Genomic DNA, 18,876 nt, shown 5'->3' on the forward strand with positions numbered 1-18,876 from the left:
CCCACCCCACCCTCACCCCGTATTCTGCAACCCCTGCGACACGCCATTGACGCAGGCCACCAGGGCATTGAGCAGCGCCTCGTCCTTACCCTCCGTCGCGCGCCAGCGACGCAGCAGGTCGACCTGGAGCAGGCTCATCGGGTCCACGTACGGGTTGCGCAGGCGGATGGACGTAGCCAGCCGCGGGTCACCGGCCAGCAGTTCGCTGGCGCCCTTCAGCTTCAGCACCCAGGCCACCGTGCGCTCGAATTCGGCGCGGATCATCGGGAAGAACCGCTCGTGCAGCGGTCCAGCCAGGCGCGAGAACGCTTCCGCGATGTCGATATCGGCCTTGGCCAGCACCATCTCCACATCGTCGAGCATCGTCGAGAAGAACGGCCACTCATGGGCCATGCGGACCAGGTCGTCTTCGCCGCATTCCTTCGCCACGGCGTCCAGCGCGCTGCCCAGGCCATACCAGCCGGTGAGCACGGCGCGGCACTGCGTCCACGAGAACACCCACGGAATGGCACGCAGGTCTTCCACGCCCTTCATGCTGCGCCGACGCGCGGGGCGAGAGCCGAGGGTCATGCGCTCGATCACGTCGATCGGCGTGGCGCCGCGGAAATAGTCGACGAAACCCTCCGTATCGACGAAGGCGCGATAGGCCTTGCGGCTTTCGTCGGACAGGCGGGCCATGACGTCCTTCCAGCCGGCCTCGCGGGTCTCGGTCTCGCGCGGGCGCAACGAGGCGCGCATCACGGCGCCCAGGGTCTGCTCCAGGTTGCGCACGGCCAATGCGCGGATACCGTATTTGCGATGGATCACCTCGCCCTGCTCGGTCACCCGCAGCACACCGCCGACCGAGCCCCGCGGCGAGGCCATCAGCGCGGGGGTGATCCGCGAGCCGCCTCGGCTGGCCGAGCCACCGCGGCCGTGGAAGAAGGCGACACGGATGCCGGCCTTCGCGGCTACGTCGAGCAATTCGGCCTGGGCGCGCTGCAGGCTCCATTTGGAGGCCACCGTGCCGCCATCCTTGCCGCTGTCGGAATAGCCGAGCATCACCCACTGGCGATCGCCGCGAGCCTTCAGATGCTCGCGATAGACCGGGTCGTCCAGCAGCGCCTGCAAGGTTGCCGCGCCGCCGGCAAGGTCGTCGATGGTCTCGAACAGCGGGGCCACGTCGAGCGGCACGCGACCGTCGTCGACCAGGCCGCCCCGACGCGCCAGCGCCAGCACGGCCAGCACATCGGCCGCGGTTTCGGCCATGCTGATGATGTAGAGGCCGGTGGCCTCCGTGCCATAGCGCTGCCGCGCGTCCGCCAGCGTCGCGAACACGGCGCGAAGCATCTCCGCCGCCTCATGGCCGTCGCCGGCCGCGAAGGCGCGCTCGCCGGAGGCATACGGCCGCAGGGCCTCCACCCGTGCCCCCGTGTCGCGCTGCGCCCACTCGGCATCGTCGAGCAGCGCACCCAGCGCCTCGTCGTGCACGCGGGCGTCCTGACGCACGTCCAGGCGGGCCAGGTGGAAGCCGAACGTGCGTGCGCGCCATAGCAGGCGACCGACCGCATAGGCGCCGGCATGGCGACCGTCGTGATCGAGCAGGCTTCGCTCGATCAGCGCCATGTCGTCGATGAAAGCATCCGCATCCGGATAGGCCTGTGCCCCCTCGTGCAGCGTCGCCTCCAGACGGGCGGCGACGAACGCCAGGAAGGTGCGGTAGGGCATGTCGGCGTGACGGGGCCGGATGCGCCCTGCCGCCTCGGGAAGATCGTCGCGGTAGGTCTGCAGGCGCCGCGCCAGCGTATCGTCCAGGGTCACGCGATCGTCGGTCTGGCTGAGCAGGCGGCCCAGCGCCGTGATGTCTTCGAGGTAACGCTCCAGCACCAGTGTGCGCTGTGCGGACAGCGTGGCGGCGATGGTATCGGCGTTGACGTTGGGATTGCCGTCCATGTCGCCACCCACCCAGGTGGCGAAGCGGAGCAGACGGGGAATCGTGACGCCTTCGCCGTAGGTCTCGTCGATCGCCTGCTGCAGCGACTCGTAAAGAGCCGGCAACACGCGGTAGATCGGCCGGGCGATATAGAAACTGATGTGGTCGAACTCGTCCTGGACGCTGGGGCGCACCGGCGACGCTTCGGCGGTCTGCCAGCCCGAGGACAGCGCCATGAGGATGCGCGCGTCGTCGTCGCGGCGCTCCTGGGGGGTACGCGTGGGGTCGAACTCGTCGACCAGCGCGCGGACGATTTCCTGTTCCTTCTCCAGCAACGACCGGCGCACCGCCTCGGTGGGATGCGCCGTGAACACCGGCTCCACGTCGAGCCGCTCCAGCAAGGAAGACAGCTCCTCGCGACCTACCCCGTCCTTCTTCAGCCGCGCCAGCACGGCGGCCAGCGACTCGGGCTGGGCCGCCCCGCCCTCGCGCTGGTAATCGCGGCGGCGGCGGATGCGATGCACGCGCTCCGCGGTGTTCACCGCCTGGAAGTAGGTGGCGAAGGCGCGGGCCAGGGACTCCGCATCGGCGGCCTCCAGTCCGGTCAGGGTGTCGGCCAGGGCGTCCACGGCGGCTCCGCTGCGCCGGCGATGGATGGCCGCGGTGCGCACATGCTCCACCCGTTCGAAGAAGGGCTGACCGCCCTGCTCGGCCAGCATCTGGCCTACCAGGGCACCGAGGCGGCGCACGTCCTCGCGCAGGGGGCCGTCGTGGGGCAGGAATTCGGGATCGCGCGCAGCTTCCATCGGACTCTCACGTTGGGACGAAACCCCGAGAGTACCGAAAAACGCGTTCATCTTTGCATCCGGATTCCGCGATATAATCGCCGGACCGTTTTGCCCGTCGAGGGGCGCTGCGACCATGGGCATCGGCCCCTTGGCCAGGCTCGACGCGGCGTCCCACCAAACGGCGCCCCCGTGAACTTCCGGAGCTACGCCAGATGAACGCCGTTACCAAAGACCAAGCCTTCGACGATTTCAAGGTCCGCGATATCTCGCAGGCCGCCCTCGGCCGCCGCCGCATCCGCATGGCGGAAGAGGAAATGCCGGGCCTGATGCAGATCCGCGCCCGCTACGCTAATGAAAAGCCGCTCAAGGGCGTGCGCCTGTCGGGCTCGCTGCACGTGACCAAGGAAACGGCCGTGCTCGCCGAGACCCTGCGCGAGCTGGGCGCCTCCGTGCGCTGGGCCTCGTGCAACATCTTCTCCACGCAGGACGACGTCGCCGCGGCCCTCGCCGCCGACAGCCTGCCGGTGTTCGCATGGAAGGGCGAGTCGCTGGAGGAGTACTGGGAGTGCACGCTGGACATGCTGACCCACCCGGGTGAGCTGGGCCCGCAGCTGATCGTGGACGACGGTGGCGACGCCACCCTGTTCATCCACAAGGGCGTGGAGCTGGAAGACGGCAGCGACTGGGTCAACACCCCCAGCGGCAGCCACGAGGAGCAGGTCATCAAGGACCTGGTCAAGAAGACGGCCGCCGCGCGTCCGGGCTGGTTCAAGAAGGTGGCCGCCGAGTGGAAGGGCGTCTCCGAGGAAACCACCACCGGCGTGCATCGCCTCTACCAGCTCGCTGAAGCCGGCAAGCTGCTGATCCCGGCGATCAACGTCAACGATTCGGTCACCAAGAGCAAGTTCGATAACCTCTACGGTTGCCGCGAGTCGCTGGCCGACGGCATCAAGCGCGCCACCGATCTCATGGTGGCCGGCAAGGTCGCCGTGGTCTGCGGTTACGGCGACGTGGGCAAGGGCTGTGCCCATTCGCTCAAGGGCTTCGGCGCCCGCGTGATCGTGACCGAGATCGACCCGATCAACGCCCTGCAGGCCGCGATGGAAGGTTTCCAGGTCACCACGATCGAAGAGACCCTGGGCCTGGGCGACATCTACGTCACCACCACGGGCAACAAGGACATCATCACGCTCGAGCACATGGCGGCGATGAAGAACAACGCCCTGGTCTGCAACATCGGACACTTCGACAACGAGATCCAGATCGATCGCCTGAACGGCGCGAAGGATGTCACCCGCGAGACGATCAAGCCGCAGGTGGATCGCTACACCTTCGCCAAGGGCAACAGCATCTACATGCTGGCCGAAGGTCGTCTGGTCAATCTCGGTTGCGCCCACGGCCACCCGAGCTTCGTCATGTCGAACAGCTTCTCCAACCAGACGCTGGCGCAGATCGACCTGTGGAAGAACAAGGACACCTACGAGAAGAAGGTGTACCGCCTGTCGAAGAAGCTGGACGAGGAAGTGGCCCGCCTGCATCTCGCGCAGATCGGCGTGAAGCTCACGGTCCTTACCAAGGACCAGGCCGACTACATCGGCGTGCCGGTGGAAGGCCCGTATAAGCCGGATCATTACCGCTACTGATCGACGGTTCGTATCGTTGAAAAAGGAAGGCGCCTTCGGGCGCCTTTTTTTTGGTTCTACACGCATGACAGGGGCCGTACCGAAGCCGAAGCCAGAGCCAGAGCCAGAGCCATCGTTCGCCCGTATGGCGCGGCGATGAGGCGCTGGGTGGTCACACTCTGCGCTCGAGCAGCGGCCGCAAGCGGCCGCTGCTCGAGCGCAGAGGGTGACCGCCCGACACCTCCTCCCCGGTAACGCGCGAAGAACCTTTTTTATGGCTTCGATGTCATCGGCGGTTGCTCGACCTTGGCCGGCGCATCGCCCTGCGTGCAAACGTGGGCCTGCATGGGCCCCTCGATCATGGCAGTAGCGCCGAAACGGACGCGGACACGCGCCGAGGTGAAGCAGCGGCTCCGATCGTAAACCTCACCACTTATCCAGCGCAGGGTGGTCACCGCCTCTGCGCCTGGCGCAACCCGCACCGGCAACACGATGGGACCGGGATGCATGCCGGGAGGTTCGTTACGTAGGGTCGGTTGCTCGGCGCCCGAGGCATCCAGGAACACGACGGTCGGCAGGCCGGGAAGCAGGCAAGGCGTGTGGCCTGTGTTGCGCACGATCAGCCGCGCGCCGCCGTGTGACATACCGTTGAATTCGCCGTCGCCCGCGTCAGTGCGCACGGCGAGGTCTTCGGCGTGGCAGGCGGTGGGTGGAGGGGCAGAAGCGCCGGTGGCGGCGAGTCCCTTGGTAGCGATGAGCGTAGTGAGTGCGAGGGAAGCGATCATGACGGGTCTCCTTGATGCCTCGTTTCTAGAGGCTACCGGTTGAACGGACGTGCAACAGGGCGGAGGCACCCTCCCTAACAAGCATCTTTCCATCGAGATATAAAGATATATACAATGACGGCGACCCTCCTGGATGCCGACCATGCCTGCGATCAGCTTCGAATTCTTCCCGCCCAAGACCGAAGAGCAGCGCGTCCAGCTCGATGCCGCGGTGAGCCGACTGAAGAAGAGCGAGCCGGACTACGTCTCGGTGACCTTCGGTGCCGGTGGTTCGACCCTCAGCTACACGGATAAGACCGTGAAACAGCTGCGCCAGGAACACGGGCTGTCGGTAGCCCCGCACCTGTCATGCATGGGCGGTACGCGGGCCGAGATCGGCGAACTGCTCGACACGTACAAGGCCTCGGGATGCCGGCGCATCGTCGCCCTCCGCGGCGACCTCCCCTCGGGCATGGCCACGCCGGGCGACTTCCGCTACGCGGCGGAGCTGGTCGGCTTCATCCGCGAGCACAGCGGCGATCACTTCCACATCGAGGTGGCGGCCTATCCCGAGACGCATCCGCAGGCGGAGAACGCGCTGGCCGACCTGCGCCATTTCCGGGACAAGGTGGACGCGGGCGCGGATGGCGCAATCACGCAGTATTTCTTCAATGCCGACGCGTACTTTCGCTTCGTAGAGGACGTGACCCGGCTTGGCGTGAGCATCCCCATCGTGCCCGGCATCATGCCAATCGCCAATTTCAGCCAGCTGCGCCGTTTTTCGGAGCAGTGCGGCGCGGAGATTCCGCGGTGGATCGTCAAGCGCATGCAGGCCCATGGCGACGACGCGGCAGCGGTACGTGAACTGGCGGCGGACGTGGTGGCCGAACTGTGCCGCCGGCTGATCGATGGCGGCGCACCGGGCCTGCACTTCTACACAATCAACCGTGCACGCGCGACGACGGCGGTGCTGGATCGGTTATAGAGGCGTCGTCTTCTATACTGCGGCCCGTTCACCGCCCTCCAGGAATCCCAGCATGCGCGCCTGCGTCATGTTCGCCACCGAAGCCTATGCGCTGCCGATCCTGCGACCGCTGGCGGCGGCCGCCATGTCGCGGGGTGTCGCGGTGCGCTGGCTGACGACCGATGCCGTGGCGGCGCGGCTGCGCAACGACGAAGTGCGCCTGCGCCAGCTGTCCGAAGCACGCGCCTTCGCGCCGGATGCGACGTTCTGCGCCGCGAACTGGGCGCCACCCGGCATCCCGGGGCTCAAGGTGCAGGTGTTCCACGGCTTCAACGCGAACAAGCGGGAGCCGGACCGTGGCCACTTCGCCATCCGCGGCTTCTTCGATCTGTATACGACACAGGGGCCGGCGACGACGCTGCCCTTCCAGGCACTGGCGGCGCAGCACGGCCACTTTGCCGTGGTCGAGACGGGCTGGCCCAAGCTCGATCCCTTGTTCCGCCCCGAGCCCAGCCCACTGATCACACGCGATGGTCGACCGGTGGTGATGTTCGCCTCCACCTTCAGTCATCGCCTCAGTTGCGCACCGGCGATGCAAGAGACGTTGCGTTCGCTCATCGCCCGTGGCGACCGCCAATGGCTGCTGACGTTGCACCCGAAATCCGAACCGGAGCTCATCCAGGCCTATCGCGCGTTGGAGGCGCCCAATGCGCGTTACCTGGATGCCGAGCGCCTGATCGACATGGAACGCGCCGCCGACGTGCTGGTCTGCGACACCTCGTCGGTGATCCACGAATTCGCGGTGCAGGACAAACCGGTGGTCACCGTGGCGAACCGGCGGCCCGAGCCGTTCATGCTGGACGTGGCGACGCCGGCCGAAGTGGATGCAGCCATCGACGTGGCGTTGTCGCACCCGGCAGCGTTGATGGCGGCGCTCAAGGTCCACGGCGACGACATCCACCCCTACCGCGACGGGCGTTCGAGCGAGCGCGTGCTCGATGCGACCGACGCCATGCTCGCTGCCGGCGCGGCGCGGCGCGGGCGCAAACCGCTCAATCCCGTGCGTCGCTACAAGGCATGGCGTGATCGCGCAGCCCTGTTCGACCGATGACCCTCAGGGCTTGAAACCCTTCTGCAGCAGGTATTGCTTCACGTACTTGCGGCGGACGTATTCCACGCGCAGCAGGGCATAGATCAGCCCGCGCCAGCCGTCGAGGAAGCCGCCACGGAAGACATAGCCCTTGAGGAAACGGAACGCGGGGCTGAGCACGATCTGCGCCAGGCCCGTGCGCTTGCGCTTGGCGAAGGCCTCTTCGGCCATGAGGTGCGCGTAACGCTCCTGCTTGGCCAGCATGGCCGACAACGACCGGTAGGGATCGTGGTCGAGCCAGCCGTCGATAGCCTCCGTGCGGCCTTTGACCACGACGGACTCGTGGATCTCACGGGCACCGTGCCAGCCCGCGGTGCGCCGGTCGAACAGGCGCACGACACGATCGGAGCCCGCGTTGCCGTGCTTCATCACCTTGCCGAGGAAGCGGTTGCGCCGGACGATGCGGAACGCGGCGGTGTCGCCGGTGCCCCTGGCGAAGCGGGCCAGGATCGCCGCGCGCAGGCTGGGGTCCACCCATTCGTCCGCGTCCAGGCAAAGCACCCAGTCGTTGCGCGCGGCGGCGACGGCAAAATCCTTCTGCGTACGGAAGCCATCGAACGGGCGATGGATCACGCGCGCGCACGCCGCTTCGGCCAGCGCGACGGTCGCGTCCAGCGAGCCGCCATCCACGACGACCATGTCGTCGCAGAAATCGGCGGAGGCGAGGCAGGCGACGATACGATCGGCTTCGTTCTGCGCGATGACGCACAAGGAAATCGGCAAACGCGACGTGTCGGCGGGATTCGGGGCCATGGCGGTGGGCCGCTGCGGGGGATGCGGCACTTTACCAGAGCGACCGCACCGGTCCGTCCACCCGCCGAGTGAGTCATCACTGTCCGTGGAGGCAACGCCGGTGATCATGACCTGCCCATCGTCGCGTGCTCGCCGTGAATCGCCACCTCATCCCTCCCGTACTGTGCACCCTGCTCGCGATCGCCGTGCCTGCCGCCGCGCAGACGGCCATTCATCGTTGCGTGGGGACGGACGGGCGCCCGGCGTTCACTGACCAGCCCTGCGCGACCATCGGCGCCACTCCGGTCCTGCCGCCCACGGCTACGTCGGCCCGGCCAGGTGGCGCCGTCGCCGATGGCGCCTCGGTGGGGCTGCTCTGCGCCAAGAGCCTGGCCGACCTGCGCGGAAGCATCGCCCAGGCCTTCGCCCTGAAAAGCGCCAATCGTATCGGTGGCCTGGTGCTGTGGAACGCGTCGGGCCAGAGCGCCGCCGAGGGCATCCGCGGCATCGAGGCACTCATCCGCCAACCGCTGGTGTCGCTGGATGGCGACGAGGCGGCAGGCATCGACGTGGCGACCTCCGTACCTGGGGGCGGCCTTGCCACGCGCCGCACGCATTTCGACGTGGTCCGCGACTCGGGTTGCCTGTGGCTGCGTCCTCGCCCCCAGCCGTCCGCCTCGCCCTGACGCAACGCGCCATGTGCCGCCGGCTGGCACCCGTTATCATGGGCGGTCCCCTCCGGAGCGCTCACATGTCGCAGAATTACCCCGAATGGATCTGGCAGAACGGGCAGATCAAGCCCTGGCGCGATGCCACCGTCCACGTCATGGCCCACGCGCTGCATTACGGCTCGTCGGTCTTCGAAGGCATCCGAAGCTACAAGACGCCGGACGGCGCGGCGATCTTCCGCCTCACCGACCACCTCAAGCGCTTGTACCTGTCCGCGAAGATCTACGACATCGAGATTCCGTATTCGATCGAGGAGCTTGCGGCCGCGTGCCGTGAGGTAGTCAAGAAGAACGACCTGCAGGCGGCCTACCTGCGCCCGGTCGCGTTCCGCGGCCTGGGCGGTTTCGGCCTCTCCGCCGACTGCCCGACCGACGTGGCCGTCGCCACCTGGCCCATGGGTCCCTACCTCGGGCCCGAGGCGCTGGAGAACGGCATCGAAGCCTGCGTCTCCAGCTGGCAGCGGTTCGCGCCCAACACCATCCCGGCCGGTGCCAAGGCGGGCGGCAACTACCTGTCCGGCCAGCTGATCGCCCGGGAAGCGCGCCGCCTCGGCTTCGGCGAGGGCATCGCACTGGCCTCCACGGGCCTGCTGAGCGAAGGCGCCGGCGAGAACCTGTTCCTGGTCTTCGACGGCGCACTGCACACCCCTCCGGCCAGTGCATCGATCCTCACCGGCATCACGCGGCACACGCTGATGACGCTCGCCCGCGAGGAAGGCCTCGAGGTGATCGAGCGCGACCTGCCGCGCGAGTACCTCTACCTGGCCGACGAGATCCTGATGTGCGGCACGGCGGCGGAAGTCACGCCCATCCGCTCGGTCGACGGCAAGCAGATCGGCACCGGCAAGGCCGGCCCGATCACGCGCCGCCTGCAGGAACTGTTCTTCGGCCTGTTCAGTGGCAAGACGACCGACCGCTGGGGCTGGCTCGAACCGTTGTGATAAAACATCGCGCGCAGGGGTGTGCCCTGCGCGCGATGTTCCGCATTCCACAGGGGGAAAACACATGAAGGTCCAACAGGTCGCCGTCTGGGCGATAGCCGCCGCGTGCGCCGTCAGCGGTTGCGCCAGCGTGCACAAGGCCGGCCAGGACGCCGACGCGCGGGCGAAGCGTTTCGCACCGGTGCCGGACAAGGCCGTGGTCTACATCTACCGCAACGAGATCCTCGGCACCGCGATCAAGCTTCCGGTACTCGTCGATGGCATCGCCGTGGGCGACACCGGTCCCAACAGCTTCCTTGAAGTTGCCGTTCTCGGCGGCAACCACATCATTACGTCCAAGGGCGAAACGGACTCCACCCTCTCCCTGGCCACCACCGCGGGCCAGGTGTACTACGTCTGGCAGGAGGTGAAGGTCGGCATGTGGGCAGCCAGCTCGCTGCTGCACCGTGTAGACGAAACCAAGGGCCAGAAAGGCGTGCGCGAGAGCAAGCTGCTCGTGACTGAAGCGCCGGCGCTACGGGCCCCCAACGACGCCATGGTCGCCCCGGCCAGTGTTGCACCGGCCCATGCCGACGCTGTCGCAGCCCGCGTGACCGCACCGCAGCGCGGGGCGGTGCCCTCATCGGCGTCGATGGCCGCGCCAGTGAAGGCCGAGTACGGCCTGGCCGCCCTGGACAACCGCATCGGCAAGCCGATGTTCGAAGCGGCGCAGGACGTGGCATCCGCCCACCAGTGCGAGCGGATGCTGCGCGTGCGCAGCGTGGACGGGGACAACGCCCACTTCTTCAGCCGTTGCGACAGTGGCGGTGCACCGATCGAGATCCTGTGCAACGCCACCAGCTGCCACGAAGGCCCCCCTCAGGGGTGAATCAGTTACAGAAACCGTTCGGGAACGACGACGAGCGATAGGCGTACAGCCAGCTCGTCTTGCCGCCGTCGTTGGCGATGTTCCAGCCGTTGCCGATCGAGCCCATTGCCGTATTCAGCACCTGCGAGCGCTGCAGCACCGGCGTGGTGAAGTACTTGTCCGCATCCGCGTCCACGCGGAACGACAACTCGGCCAGTGCCGGCGTGGTTGCACCGTCCACGTACCACAGCGTCAGCGTGAACTCGGCCACGGACTGGCCCAGGTCGGCGGTCGGGCCATCGTATTCCTGCTGCGTCACGGTGACGCCGGCCACCTTCGACAGCGTTGACGACGACAGCGACGACAACGCGGAAGCGCCGGGGAACTGCTTGATCAGGTCCGCCACCGTGCCGGGCGTGGTCGTCGCATCCTGCTTGGTCGAATGCGCCAGCACGAGGCCGCCGGGCGTGACGTCCGTTTCCAGCTTGGTCTTCTTGTTCTTGCCCGCGCCGGACACGTCCGTGGCGTAGGACAGTTCCTCGTCCGGGTGGCGGAACTTGAACTGGATGTCCAGGTCGTCGCCGGCGCGCGTGCGCACCGAGTAACCCGCCTTCATCAGCGCGCAGCTGTGCGCCGTGTCGTAATAGGCCAGCGTGTCACGGTTGCCCGCAGTGAAGCCGCCGCCGACCGTCTTGTCGAAGCCCAGCGCGCTCAGGCGCGTGGACAGGTTCTGCAGCAGCGTGCCGGCCGCGCTGGACGGGTTGCTGGCAAAGCGCGACGCATCCAGCAGCACTTTGTATTCCTTGCTGTCGACGTAGGCCGGGCTATTGGCGTGGCTGGCGAACGAGCCCAGCAGGAGGCTCGCTGAAAGCAGCGAGAGAACCGTACGTTTCATCATGCGCGTAACCCTTATCGGTGGTGGGGAGCGGTGGCGGAACGCATGCCCGGCAAGCTCAGCCGGTACACGAGGATGCGGTTGTCGTTGTCGATGTCCGAATCGCAGCGCTGGCCGTCCATGACACAGTGCCGCGCGATGAAGTCGTTGTCATTGCCGACCAGCAGGAACCAGTCGTCGGGATGCGCGGGATCGAGTGCGGGCACCAGGTCCATTGCCTCCCATTTCTCCGACAGCTGTGCCTTACCCGCCTCGTCCGCTTGCACACCGAGGCCGAAACGGGCCAGGTTGGCCGGGTCCAGCAGGTTCACGAACGGCAGGGTGGTGGCCGTATGGATGTCCGTACGCAATACGCCGCGTGCATCGATGACGGGCGTGCTGCCGGTTTCGTACGACGTACCTGCGAGGTTGGTGGCGCCGTCGGTATCCACCAGCAGGACGCTCTTGAAGACGATGGGCCGCTTGCCCCCGGCGCCGTAGCCGCTACCGTCGCGAGCCAGCATGAGAAAACGATGATCGTCGAGCGCGCGGATCTCGCTCTGCGCCGCGGTGCGGTTCGGGCTGCCGCCGTCACCCCGATCGGTATAGGACGGCAGGCGCACCACGTAGTGCGCGATGGGAGTCGACGGCACCGTGGTGCGGCTCGTGTCATAGACGACGACGCGCGCGAGCGTGCGGCCGGACGCGTCGCCGGACGCGCTGTCCTGCACCAGGGCACTTTGCAGCACCACGAACAGGCGCGTGCCGTCGGGCGACAGCGCCATGCCTTCCACGCCCTGGTTGTTGCGCCGGCCCGTGGCCGGCGGACGCAGCGAGGTGAAGTCCGGGCGGCCGGCGGCATCCCGCGGGCGCACCGCGAGCGGCGGCACCACGATGCCAGTGAGTCGGCCACGCGGGTCGAAGCGATACACGTTGGCCGCGTATTCGTCACCGACGTAGAAACCGCCATCGGGCGTGAACTGCAACGACTCGGCGTCGAGCGAGACCTTGCCGGCACCCGTGCCCTTCGCCGGCGACGGCAACACGACGCCATGCTCGCTGCGAACCCCCTGCCCCGGCTCGGCGCCGGTGAAGGGCCGGCCGTCGAAGTCGCGCAGTTCCCGGCCGCGGTCTGGCAGCAAGGTCAGTTGCGGCGTGTCGCCCAGGCGCAGGGTGAGCCTGAAGCGGTGCAGGCGCCCCCGGTAATCAAAGAAAAGCTGGTGCTCGGGGTCGTTGCGCCCGCGATCCGGCAGGGTCCACAACACGCCGGTGTACGTATCACCGTCCCGTTTCCAGGTGCCCGGCTGGATCGCCAGCGACGAGAACGAGCCCAGCGTGTCGCCGAGGAAATCGACCGTGCCCGCAGGCAGCGAGCCCGCGGCCACCAGGCCGTGGTCGACATAGGTGATACCGCCCATGTCGACGCTGCGCGGCAGCGGCATCGCCGCGAGGTCGGGCACGCGCAGCTCGAGGGTCTGTGCCGACAGGCCGCCGAGCGCCAAGCTGGCGACCAGGCCCGCGATGAGCCGACGCATCAGAACCGCACGTCCAGCGTGGCGAACAGCTGGCGCGGTGCCGACGCGTGGAAGACATAGGCGGTACCGTTCGGGTCGCTCGGCACGAAGGCGCTCGAATCCAGGTTGCTGGCGTAACGCTTGTTGGTGAGGTTGGTCACGTTGAGCGTCAGGCGCACGTCTCTGGCCACGGAAAACGCACCGAAGTCGTAACCCGCCGACATGTCCCAGGTGGTGAAGCCGCCGAAGCCCTGATCGTTGGTGTACGTGTAGAAGCGCTCACCGGTGTACTTGCCGCGCAGCGAGGCGAACCAGGGGCCCTGGTTCCAGTCGAGTTGCGTGGCCAGCAGCCGCCCCGGCGTGTCCGTCTGCGTCTTGCCGCGGGTGTGCTGCACCACGCCGGCCTGCGTATAGTCACCGGCATAGGTGGAGCGGTTGTACGACGCGGAGTTGTACCAGCGCAGGTGATCGGTCGGCTGCCACACGAAGGTGGCTTCCACGCCACGGCTGTTCACGCCGCCCACGTTGTAGAAGCGGTTGCCGCAATTGGCGCCGACCGGCTGGCGCGAATCGCACGGGTTGTACTGCAGCAGGCGATTGTCGAAGCGCACGTCGTAGGCCGCCAGCGATGCGGCAAAGCCGTCGCGCTCCAGACGGTAGCCGGCCTCGAGGCTGCGCGACTTCTCCGGCTTCAGGTCGCCCTGGCTGTTCCAGATCGACTGACTGACCGCCTGCGGACCGAGCTTGAAACCACCCTGGAACATGGCGATGTTCTTGGCGAAGCTGGCGAACACTTCCTGGCCCTCGGCCAGCTTGTAGCGCGCACCGAACTGCGGCAGCAAGGCCTTGCTCGCACTCAGCTTGCCGGTGGCGAACTGGTTGTTGGAGGTCGGGCTGATCGGTGTCCTGGCCACGCCCGGCAGCGCTTGCGCGTCGGAAGTGACATGCGGGCTCTTCGCGCCCACGTCGACCGTCAGCGCCTCGTCGAGGAAACGCATGGTGTCCTGCAGGAAGGCCTGCCGCGTGTTCCACACGGTGCGCTGGTCGAACACGCCCAGGTTGGGCTGGGTGTCGATCCTACCGCTGAGGTCGCGCGGACCGGTGACATAGCTGCTGTAGCGCGAGGCACTGGAAATGTTGTGCTCGTACCAGACGCCGCCTTCGAGATGATGGTTGGCGAAGTCCCACGCGGCCGAGAGGATCGCACCCGAGCGGTTGATCGTGTAGAGCGTGTTGCGGAAAATGATCGGCAACTGCTGCGGCGTACCCGGATACGAGTAGGTACCGCTGTTCCAGTTGTGGCCTTCGCCTGCGTCCTCGTGATGGTAGACCTGGGCGTGCAGGGTCACCGTGTCGCTGGGGAAGAAATCGCCCGCGAGGTAGTACAGGTTGTCGTCACGCAGGATCTGCCCCGCGGTGAAGGCACCGTCCGCATCCGTGTCCGCGCCGCTGCGGTCGCAGCGTCGCGCATTCAGGGTGCCGGCATTGCAGTACGCCTTGCCGATGGCCCGCTGCCAGTTGGGGGCGTAGCCACCCCAGTCGTAACCCAGCCCGCGCGCCAGCTCGCTCTTGGAGAGGTAGAAATAATCCGCCTGCGAGGTACGCGAGGTGTCGGCGAAAGCGGTGAAACGCGCCCAGTCGAAGTCCCACACCGCCTTGCCGTTGAACTGCTTGGTGGTGGAGCCGTTGTACACGCTCTGGTGGTTCCACAGGTCCGACGTAGTGCGCGCGCCCGACAGGTACATCGAGAAACCGTCGTGCTCGCCGGTATCGAAGCGTGCAAAGGTGCGACGGTTGGCGTCGCTGCCGAAGGTCTGGGCCACGCGGCCACCCATCGTCTTGGCCGGATCGTTGGAGCTGTAGGCGATCGTGCCACCCAGGTTGCTGGTGGAAGGCGTACCGAGGTTGCCGATGCCTTCGGAAAGCTCCGCGCCAGCGAAGTTCTCGGAGATCAGCGCGCGGTTGATCGACAGGCCGTTGTAGTTGTTGTACGCGCTGTCACCCAACGGCATGCCGTCGAGGGTATAGCCCAGGCGCGTGCCGCTGAAGCCGCGCAGGCTCAGCGTCATGGACTGCTCGTTGGTACCCAGCGCGTCGGCGGACTGCGCGTTGACGCCCGGCAAGGTGTTGAGCACTTTCTGCAGGCTGGTACCCGGCGGCAACGCCTTCTGGTCGGTGGTCCGCAGGCGCTGCACCTGGCGCGTCTCGCCGCTGCCGATGACGGACACCGTGTCCAGGTCCTGGGCCTTCTCGCGTCCGGCGGTGGCTCCGGTAGTCGCAGGCGGCGGTGTGGTGTCGTTATCCGTGGCGTACGCGGCGGAGGCGAGGGCCATGCCCAGGGCAACGGCCAAAGCGGAATACTTGAACAAGGGGGCGTCCTTACATGCTCGGGCGCCGGCATGTGCCTCCCCTGAGGACCGCCCTTCTCGCGCCGTTAAGCCCCGGATGGTGCGACAGTAAAATGAAAGCTTGGTGACAGCTATTGTTGCTACGTCAGCGGAAGTCGATGGTCGAGATCGCGCCAGCCATGTCGGGGCGCGGCCGAAGCGACACGTCCCAGTCGTACAGTTCGCACAGGCGACGCACGATCGCCAGGCCCAGGCCGGCACCGCCGCCCGTGGCGCTTTCACCGCGGATGCCGCGCTGGAACAGCTTTTCGGCATCTTCCGGCTTGATGCCGGGGCCGGTATCGATCACGTCGACGCGGCCGTCGAGCACGCGCACGGTGACCTTGCCCTCCATCGTGTACTTGATCGCATTGCCGATCAGGTTGGTGAGCGCCACCGAGAGCACGGAGGCCGGCGCATTGACCGTGACGCTGCCGTCCGCGATCAGCTCGATCTCGATGGGCTTCATGCCCATCTGGGGGCGCTGGCTCTCGATGACGTCCGCCGACACCTTGGCCACGTCGGTGGTCTCGCCGCGCGTGGGGCCGCGGCGTTCCGCGCGCGACAGCAGCAGCAGGGCCTCGATCAGCTCGGTGGCCTGGCGCGACGCGCGTTCGATGCGTTTCAGCCGCTCACGCAGCTTGTCGGTCAGGTCCGGTGAGCCCTGCAGCAATTCCGTGGTACTGGCGATGACCGCCAGCGGCGTGCGCAGTTCGTGGCTGACATCGGAGTTGAACTCGCGATCGCGCTCCACGACGGAGGTCAGCCGCATGGCGTATTCGTCCAGCGCTACGGCCAGCTCGCCCACCTCGTCGTCGGCGAAGTGCGGCGCCAGTGCCTCGGCCTTGCCCACCCGGCGGAAGTCGCGCAGGCGGCGGGCCAGGTCGGTCACCGGGCGAAGCACGCGCGACGACAACCACACGCCCAGCACCAGCGAGAACAGGCCGAACAGGAACACCGCGGCGACCACGCTGGTGACCAGCTGACGTTTGCCCAGCTCGTCGCGGGATACGTCGAACTGGATGAAGCTGATGATGCCGTCCTCGCGCCGCACGGCCACCTTGTAATGCCGGGGCTTGCCGTCCTTGCCATCCTCGTACACGTCGTGCACGCCCGTCTCCAGCGACTGCCAGTTCAGCGGCGCCTTGTAGAGCGTGCGGTCGCTGAAGGTCGCGCCCTTGATGATGTCGAACGGCGGACGCTCGGCCGGGTTGGCGCGGACCTTCGCGTTGATCGAGTCCACCTCGTCCTGCAACGCCGAGTTGATCAGCTGCTCTTCGACGCGGGTGCGGATGTTGACGGCCGCGTACGCGAACAGCGCGCTGAGGCCGAAGCCGAACAGCGCGAACGTGACGATCAGGCGGAAACGGAGCTTACGTCTGGACCGCATCCGGATCGACCATGCGATAGCCAATACCGTGACGCGTGTGGATCAACGGTTTTTCGAAGGGTTTGTCGATCGCTGCGCGCAGGCCGTGGATGTGCACGCGCAAGGAATCGGAATCGGGGAGTTCCTCGCCCCAGACGCGCTGTTCCAGATCCTGCCGGGTGACCACCGACGGGCTGGCTTCCATCAGGGCCTGCAGCAGCTTGAGGCCGATCGGGTTGAGCTGGATCGACTTGCCCTCGCGGCTGACCGTGAGGGTGTCGAGGTTGTAGGTGAGGCCGCCGACCTTGAGGACACGGCTTTGCGGACCCTTGCCCCGGCGCGCAAGCACCTCCAGCCGGGCCGCAAGTTCCTGCAGCGCGAACGGCTTGGTCATGTAGTCGTCTGCGCCGGACTCGAAGCCGGTGAGCTTGTGCTCCAGCGAGTCACGGGCGGTCAGCATCAGCACGGGCGTCTGCTTATGCGCCTCGTGGCGCAATTTCTTGGCGACGTCCAGGCCATCCATGCCCGGGAGAGTGAGATCGAGCACGATGACGTCGAAGTCGTGGACCACGGCAAGGTGCAGGCCCGTGACGCCGTCGCCGGCGAAATCGACGACATGGCCGCGATCCTCGAGGTAATCCCCGATATTCGTCGCGATGTCGGTGTTGTCTTCAATGACCAGGACGCGCATGCGGCACTCCGTTGGGCGGTCGCTCTTGTGAATCTTGCAAGTATTGCGACAGCAAGCTTAACGGGGAACCCGTGAAGCGGACAGCACTAAAAGAGAGGCCCGGGCGGAAGGACCGCCCGGGCCGAAAGAACTACTGCCCCGATACCGTCATTCCGCCCCGCGGAATCACAGTGGAACCTTTATAGGTCAGCGGCGTTTAAATCGCTGTTAACCCCTTGGGCGCCTTGGGCTTGCGTGCCTTCGGCACGGCCGGCCGGGCAGCCAGGCGTTCTTCGCAATGCGCGATGATGGCGCCGGCCACGTCCACGCCGGTGCTTCCCTCGATACCCTCCAGCCCCGGCGACGCATTGACCTCCAGCAGCAGCGGACCGCGCGAGGATCGCAGCAGGTCGACGCCCGCCACCTCCAGGCCCAGCGCCGACGCGGCCTCGATCGCCACCCGTCGCTCGTCGTCGGACAGTTCCACCTGGGCGGCGCTGCCGCCACGGTGCAGGTTGGCCCGGAACTCGCCCGGCGCGGACGAGCGCTGCATGGACGCGACCACCTCGTTGCCGACCACGAAACAGCGAAGGTCACTGCCGTTGGCCTCACGGATGAACTCCTGGACGAGGAAGTTGGCATACAACCCGCGGAACGCCTCGATCACGCTCTGCGAGGCCGATTTCTTCTCCGCCAGCACCACGCCCGCCCCCTGGGTGCCCTCGTTGAGCTTGATGATGTGCGGCGGGTCGCCGAGCATAGCCAGCAGGTCGGAGGTGTCGTCCGGGTTATCGCCGAAGGCGGTCAGCGGCATGTCGATGCCACGGGACGCCAGCAGTTGCAGGCAACGCAGCTTGTCGCGGGCGCGCAACACCGCGTCCGAGGGGTTGGGCGTGTAGACGCCCATCTGCTCCAGCTGGCGCAGCACCGCAGTGCCGTAGAACGTGCTGGAGGCGCCGATCCGGGGAATGACGCAGTCCACCGGGCCCAGCGACTTGCCCTTGAAATGGATGGCGAACGACCCCGGCGAGATGCTCATGTAGCAACGCAGGGGGTCGATCACACGCACGGTGTGGCGCCGCTTGCGCGCCGCCTCGACAAGCCGCTGCGTGGAATACAGCCGCGCGTTGCGCGACAGGATGGTCAGCTTCATGGATGGTCCCGGACGACGCGGCGCGGCGTCTGCGAATAGGAAAGCGCGGGATCGACCAGGAAACGCCCGTAGAGCGCCGTCCGGCCGAGCAACAGGGGGAAAAGCATGTGGCGGCGGTCGGTCAGGTTCACCTCGGCGGTGAAACGCCGGCCGGCGAGCTCGATCTCGGTTTCGATGAACCAGCGCGTGGTGCGGTGGCCACCCGAATCGGTGACGTTGCGCCGGCCGGTGGCCTTCGCCTCGCAAGGCTCGGACAAGCCGCCTTTGCGGGTGGTCCGCGCCTGGAAACGCAACCATGCGCCATCGGCGCGCTCGTCCACCTCCAGCCACTCGACGTGCAGCGACGAGGTGCGCGCGCCCGTATCGAGCTTCGCCTTGAGGACGGTGACGCCGAGCGACGGAAGTGCGAGCCGTTCGCGCCAGCCAAGGGTGATGACATCAGTCATGGGTCTGGTGCGACG

General features: G+C 67.0%; 16 protein-coding genes and 1 riboswitch. Of the genes, 6 read left to right on the plus strand and 10 right to left on the minus strand.

What is annotated here, in order from left to right; genetic code table 11:
• Nucleotides 1-12: 12 nt before the first annotated feature.
• On the minus strand, nucleotides 13-2,718 hold the full coding sequence (gene ppc / locus FA89_RS02115) for a phosphoenolpyruvate carboxylase (protein ID WP_036137742.1): 2,706 nt from the start codon (nucleotides 2,716-2,718) through the stop codon (nucleotides 13-15).
• 93 nt (nucleotides 2,719-2,811) lie between these two features.
• Nucleotides 2,812-2,894, plus strand: a riboswitch (S-adenosyl-L-homocysteine riboswitch).
• Between the two features lie 18 nt (nucleotides 2,895-2,912).
• Here ppc and ahcY point away from each other — a divergent pair.
• Nucleotides 2,913-4,343: an adenosylhomocysteinase gene (gene ahcY, locus FA89_RS02120; protein ID WP_036137744.1), complete on the plus strand. Its 1,431-nt coding sequence runs from the start codon at nucleotides 2,913-2,915 to the stop codon at nucleotides 4,341-4,343.
• Between the two features lie 251 nt (nucleotides 4,344-4,594).
• Here ahcY and FA89_RS02125 read toward each other — a convergent pair whose 3' ends face one another.
• Complete coding sequence (locus FA89_RS02125; protein ID WP_051938465.1) at nucleotides 4,595-5,107, minus strand: DUF4232 domain-containing protein; 513 nt, start codon at nucleotides 5,105-5,107, stop codon at nucleotides 4,595-4,597.
• A 142-nt stretch (nucleotides 5,108-5,249) separates the two neighbouring features.
• Between FA89_RS02125 and metF the strand changes: the two genes are divergently transcribed.
• Complete coding sequence (gene metF / locus FA89_RS02130; protein WP_036137748.1) at nucleotides 5,250-6,071, plus strand: methylenetetrahydrofolate reductase [NAD(P)H]; 822 nt, start codon at nucleotides 5,250-5,252, stop codon at nucleotides 6,069-6,071.
• 52 nt (nucleotides 6,072-6,123) lie between these two features.
• Nucleotides 6,124-7,161 carry a CDP-glycerol glycerophosphotransferase family protein gene (locus FA89_RS02135; RefSeq protein WP_036137750.1) on the plus strand — a complete coding sequence of 346 codons (1,038 nt, stop codon included), beginning with the start codon at nucleotides 6,124-6,126 and terminating at the stop codon, nucleotides 7,159-7,161.
• 3 nt (nucleotides 7,162-7,164) lie between these two features.
• Here the strand turns inward: FA89_RS02135 and FA89_RS02140 are convergent, their stop codons facing one another.
• Nucleotides 7,165-7,953 carry a glycosyltransferase family 2 protein gene (locus FA89_RS02140; protein ID WP_185754197.1) on the minus strand — a complete coding sequence of 263 codons (789 nt, stop codon included), beginning with the start codon at nucleotides 7,951-7,953 and terminating at the stop codon, nucleotides 7,165-7,167.
• A 134-nt stretch (nucleotides 7,954-8,087) separates the two neighbouring features.
• Between FA89_RS02140 and FA89_RS02145 the strand changes: the two genes are divergently transcribed.
• From FA89_RS02145 to FA89_RS19490, 3 genes are all read left to right on the plus strand, one after another.
• The gene (locus tag FA89_RS02145) at nucleotides 8,088-8,618 is read left to right on the plus strand and encodes a DUF4124 domain-containing protein (RefSeq protein WP_185754198.1); all 531 of its coding nucleotides are present in this window, start codon (nucleotides 8,088-8,090) and stop codon (nucleotides 8,616-8,618) included.
• A gap of 65 nt (nucleotides 8,619-8,683) precedes the next feature.
• On the plus strand, nucleotides 8,684-9,601 hold the full coding sequence (locus FA89_RS02150) for a branched-chain amino acid transaminase (protein WP_036137753.1): 918 nt from the start codon (nucleotides 8,684-8,686) through the stop codon (nucleotides 9,599-9,601).
• Nucleotides 9,602-9,665: 64 nt separating this feature from the next.
• Nucleotides 9,666-10,469 (plus strand): DUF2846 domain-containing protein, encoded by an 804-nt coding sequence (locus FA89_RS19490; RefSeq protein ID WP_081916311.1) that lies wholly within the window; start codon nucleotides 9,666-9,668, stop codon nucleotides 10,467-10,469.
• A gap of 1 nt (nucleotide 10,470) precedes the next feature.
• On the opposite strand, the gene FA89_RS02160 is transcribed toward FA89_RS19490, so the two are convergent.
• From FA89_RS02160 to FA89_RS02190, 7 genes are all read right to left on the minus strand, one after another.
• Nucleotides 10,471-11,346: a hypothetical protein gene (locus FA89_RS02160; protein ID WP_036137755.1), complete on the minus strand. Its 876-nt coding sequence runs from the start codon at nucleotides 11,344-11,346 to the stop codon at nucleotides 10,471-10,473.
• A gap of 11 nt (nucleotides 11,347-11,357) precedes the next feature.
• Nucleotides 11,358-12,857, minus strand: coding sequence for an esterase-like activity of phytase family protein (locus tag FA89_RS02165; protein WP_036137757.1), 1,500 nt, complete (start codon nucleotides 12,855-12,857; stop codon nucleotides 11,358-11,360).
• Nucleotides 12,857-15,169 (minus strand): TonB-dependent receptor, encoded by a 2,313-nt coding sequence (locus tag FA89_RS02170; RefSeq protein WP_051938997.1) that lies wholly within the window; start codon nucleotides 15,167-15,169, stop codon nucleotides 12,857-12,859. The genes FA89_RS02165 and FA89_RS02170 overlap by 1 nt, the downstream gene beginning before the upstream one ends.
• A 160-nt stretch (nucleotides 15,170-15,329) precedes the next feature.
• Nucleotides 15,330-16,613 (minus strand): sensor histidine kinase, encoded by a 1,284-nt coding sequence (locus FA89_RS02175; protein ID WP_036137760.1) that lies wholly within the window; start codon nucleotides 16,611-16,613, stop codon nucleotides 15,330-15,332.
• Nucleotides 16,597-17,283 (minus strand): response regulator transcription factor, encoded by a 687-nt coding sequence (locus tag FA89_RS02180; protein WP_036110317.1) that lies wholly within the window; start codon nucleotides 17,281-17,283, stop codon nucleotides 16,597-16,599. Before FA89_RS02180 ends, FA89_RS02175 begins: the two co-directional genes overlap by 17 nt.
• Nucleotides 17,284-17,479: 196 nt before the next feature.
• Nucleotides 17,480-18,415, minus strand: coding sequence for a 30S ribosomal protein S6--L-glutamate ligase (gene rimK / locus FA89_RS02185; RefSeq protein ID WP_051938467.1), 936 nt, complete (start codon nucleotides 18,413-18,415; stop codon nucleotides 17,480-17,482).
• Nucleotides 18,412-18,861: an ATP-dependent zinc protease family protein gene (locus tag FA89_RS02190; protein WP_036137763.1), complete on the minus strand. Its 450-nt coding sequence runs from the start codon at nucleotides 18,859-18,861 to the stop codon at nucleotides 18,412-18,414. The genes rimK and FA89_RS02190 overlap by 4 nt, the downstream gene beginning before the upstream one ends.
• Nucleotides 18,862-18,876 lie beyond the last annotated feature (15 nt).

It is taken from the genome of Luteibacter sp. 9135 (assembly GCF_000745005.1).
Lineage (GTDB): Bacteria > Pseudomonadota > Gammaproteobacteria > Xanthomonadales > Rhodanobacteraceae > Luteibacter.

What these genes read in the sequence shown, in the direction of transcription:
- FA89_RS02150 (WP_036137753.1), top strand. Translation starts at nt 8,684, where the DNA reads ATGTCGCAGAATTACCCCGAATGGATCTGGCAGAACGGGCAGATCAAG.
- FA89_RS02135 (WP_036137750.1), top strand. Translation starts at nt 6,124, where the DNA reads ATGCGCGCCTGCGTCATGTTCGCCACCGAAGCCTATGCGCTGCCGATC.
- ahcY (WP_036137744.1), top strand. Translation starts at nt 2,913, where the DNA reads ATGAACGCCGTTACCAAAGACCAAGCCTTCGACGATTTCAAGGTCCGC.
- FA89_RS02180 (WP_036110317.1), bottom strand. Translation starts at nt 17,283, where the DNA reads ATGCGCGTCCTGGTCATTGAAGACAACACCGACATCGCGACGAATATC.
- FA89_RS02160 (WP_036137755.1), bottom strand. Translation starts at nt 11,346, where the DNA reads ATGATGAAACGTACGGTTCTCTCGCTGCTTTCAGCGAGCCTCCTGCTG.
- FA89_RS02190 (WP_036137763.1), bottom strand. Translation starts at nt 18,861, where the DNA reads ATGACTGATGTCATCACCCTTGGCTGGCGCGAACGGCTCGCACTTCCG.
- rimK (WP_051938467.1), bottom strand. Translation starts at nt 18,415, where the DNA reads ATGAAGCTGACCATCCTGTCGCGCAACGCGCGGCTGTATTCCACGCAG.
- FA89_RS02165 (WP_036137757.1), bottom strand. Translation starts at nt 12,857, where the DNA reads ATGCGTCGGCTCATCGCGGGCCTGGTCGCCAGCTTGGCGCTCGGCGGC.
- FA89_RS02140 (WP_185754197.1), bottom strand. Translation starts at nt 7,953, where the DNA reads ATGGCCCCGAATCCCGCCGACACGTCGCGTTTGCCGATTTCCTTGTGC.
- FA89_RS02170 (WP_051938997.1), bottom strand. Translation starts at nt 15,169, where the DNA reads ATGGCCCTCGCCTCCGCCGCGTACGCCACGGATAACGACACCACACCG.
- FA89_RS02175 (WP_036137760.1), bottom strand. Translation starts at nt 16,613, where the DNA reads ATGCGGTCCAGACGTAAGCTCCGTTTCCGCCTGATCGTCACGTTCGCG.
- metF (WP_036137748.1), top strand. Translation starts at nt 5,250, where the DNA reads ATGCCTGCGATCAGCTTCGAATTCTTCCCGCCCAAGACCGAAGAGCAG.
- ppc (WP_036137742.1), bottom strand. Translation starts at nt 2,718, where the DNA reads ATGGAAGCTGCGCGCGATCCCGAATTCCTGCCCCACGACGGCCCCCTG.
- FA89_RS19490 (WP_081916311.1), top strand. Translation starts at nt 9,666, where the DNA reads ATGAAGGTCCAACAGGTCGCCGTCTGGGCGATAGCCGCCGCGTGCGCC.
- FA89_RS02125 (WP_051938465.1), bottom strand. Translation starts at nt 5,107, where the DNA reads ATGATCGCTTCCCTCGCACTCACTACGCTCATCGCTACCAAGGGACTC.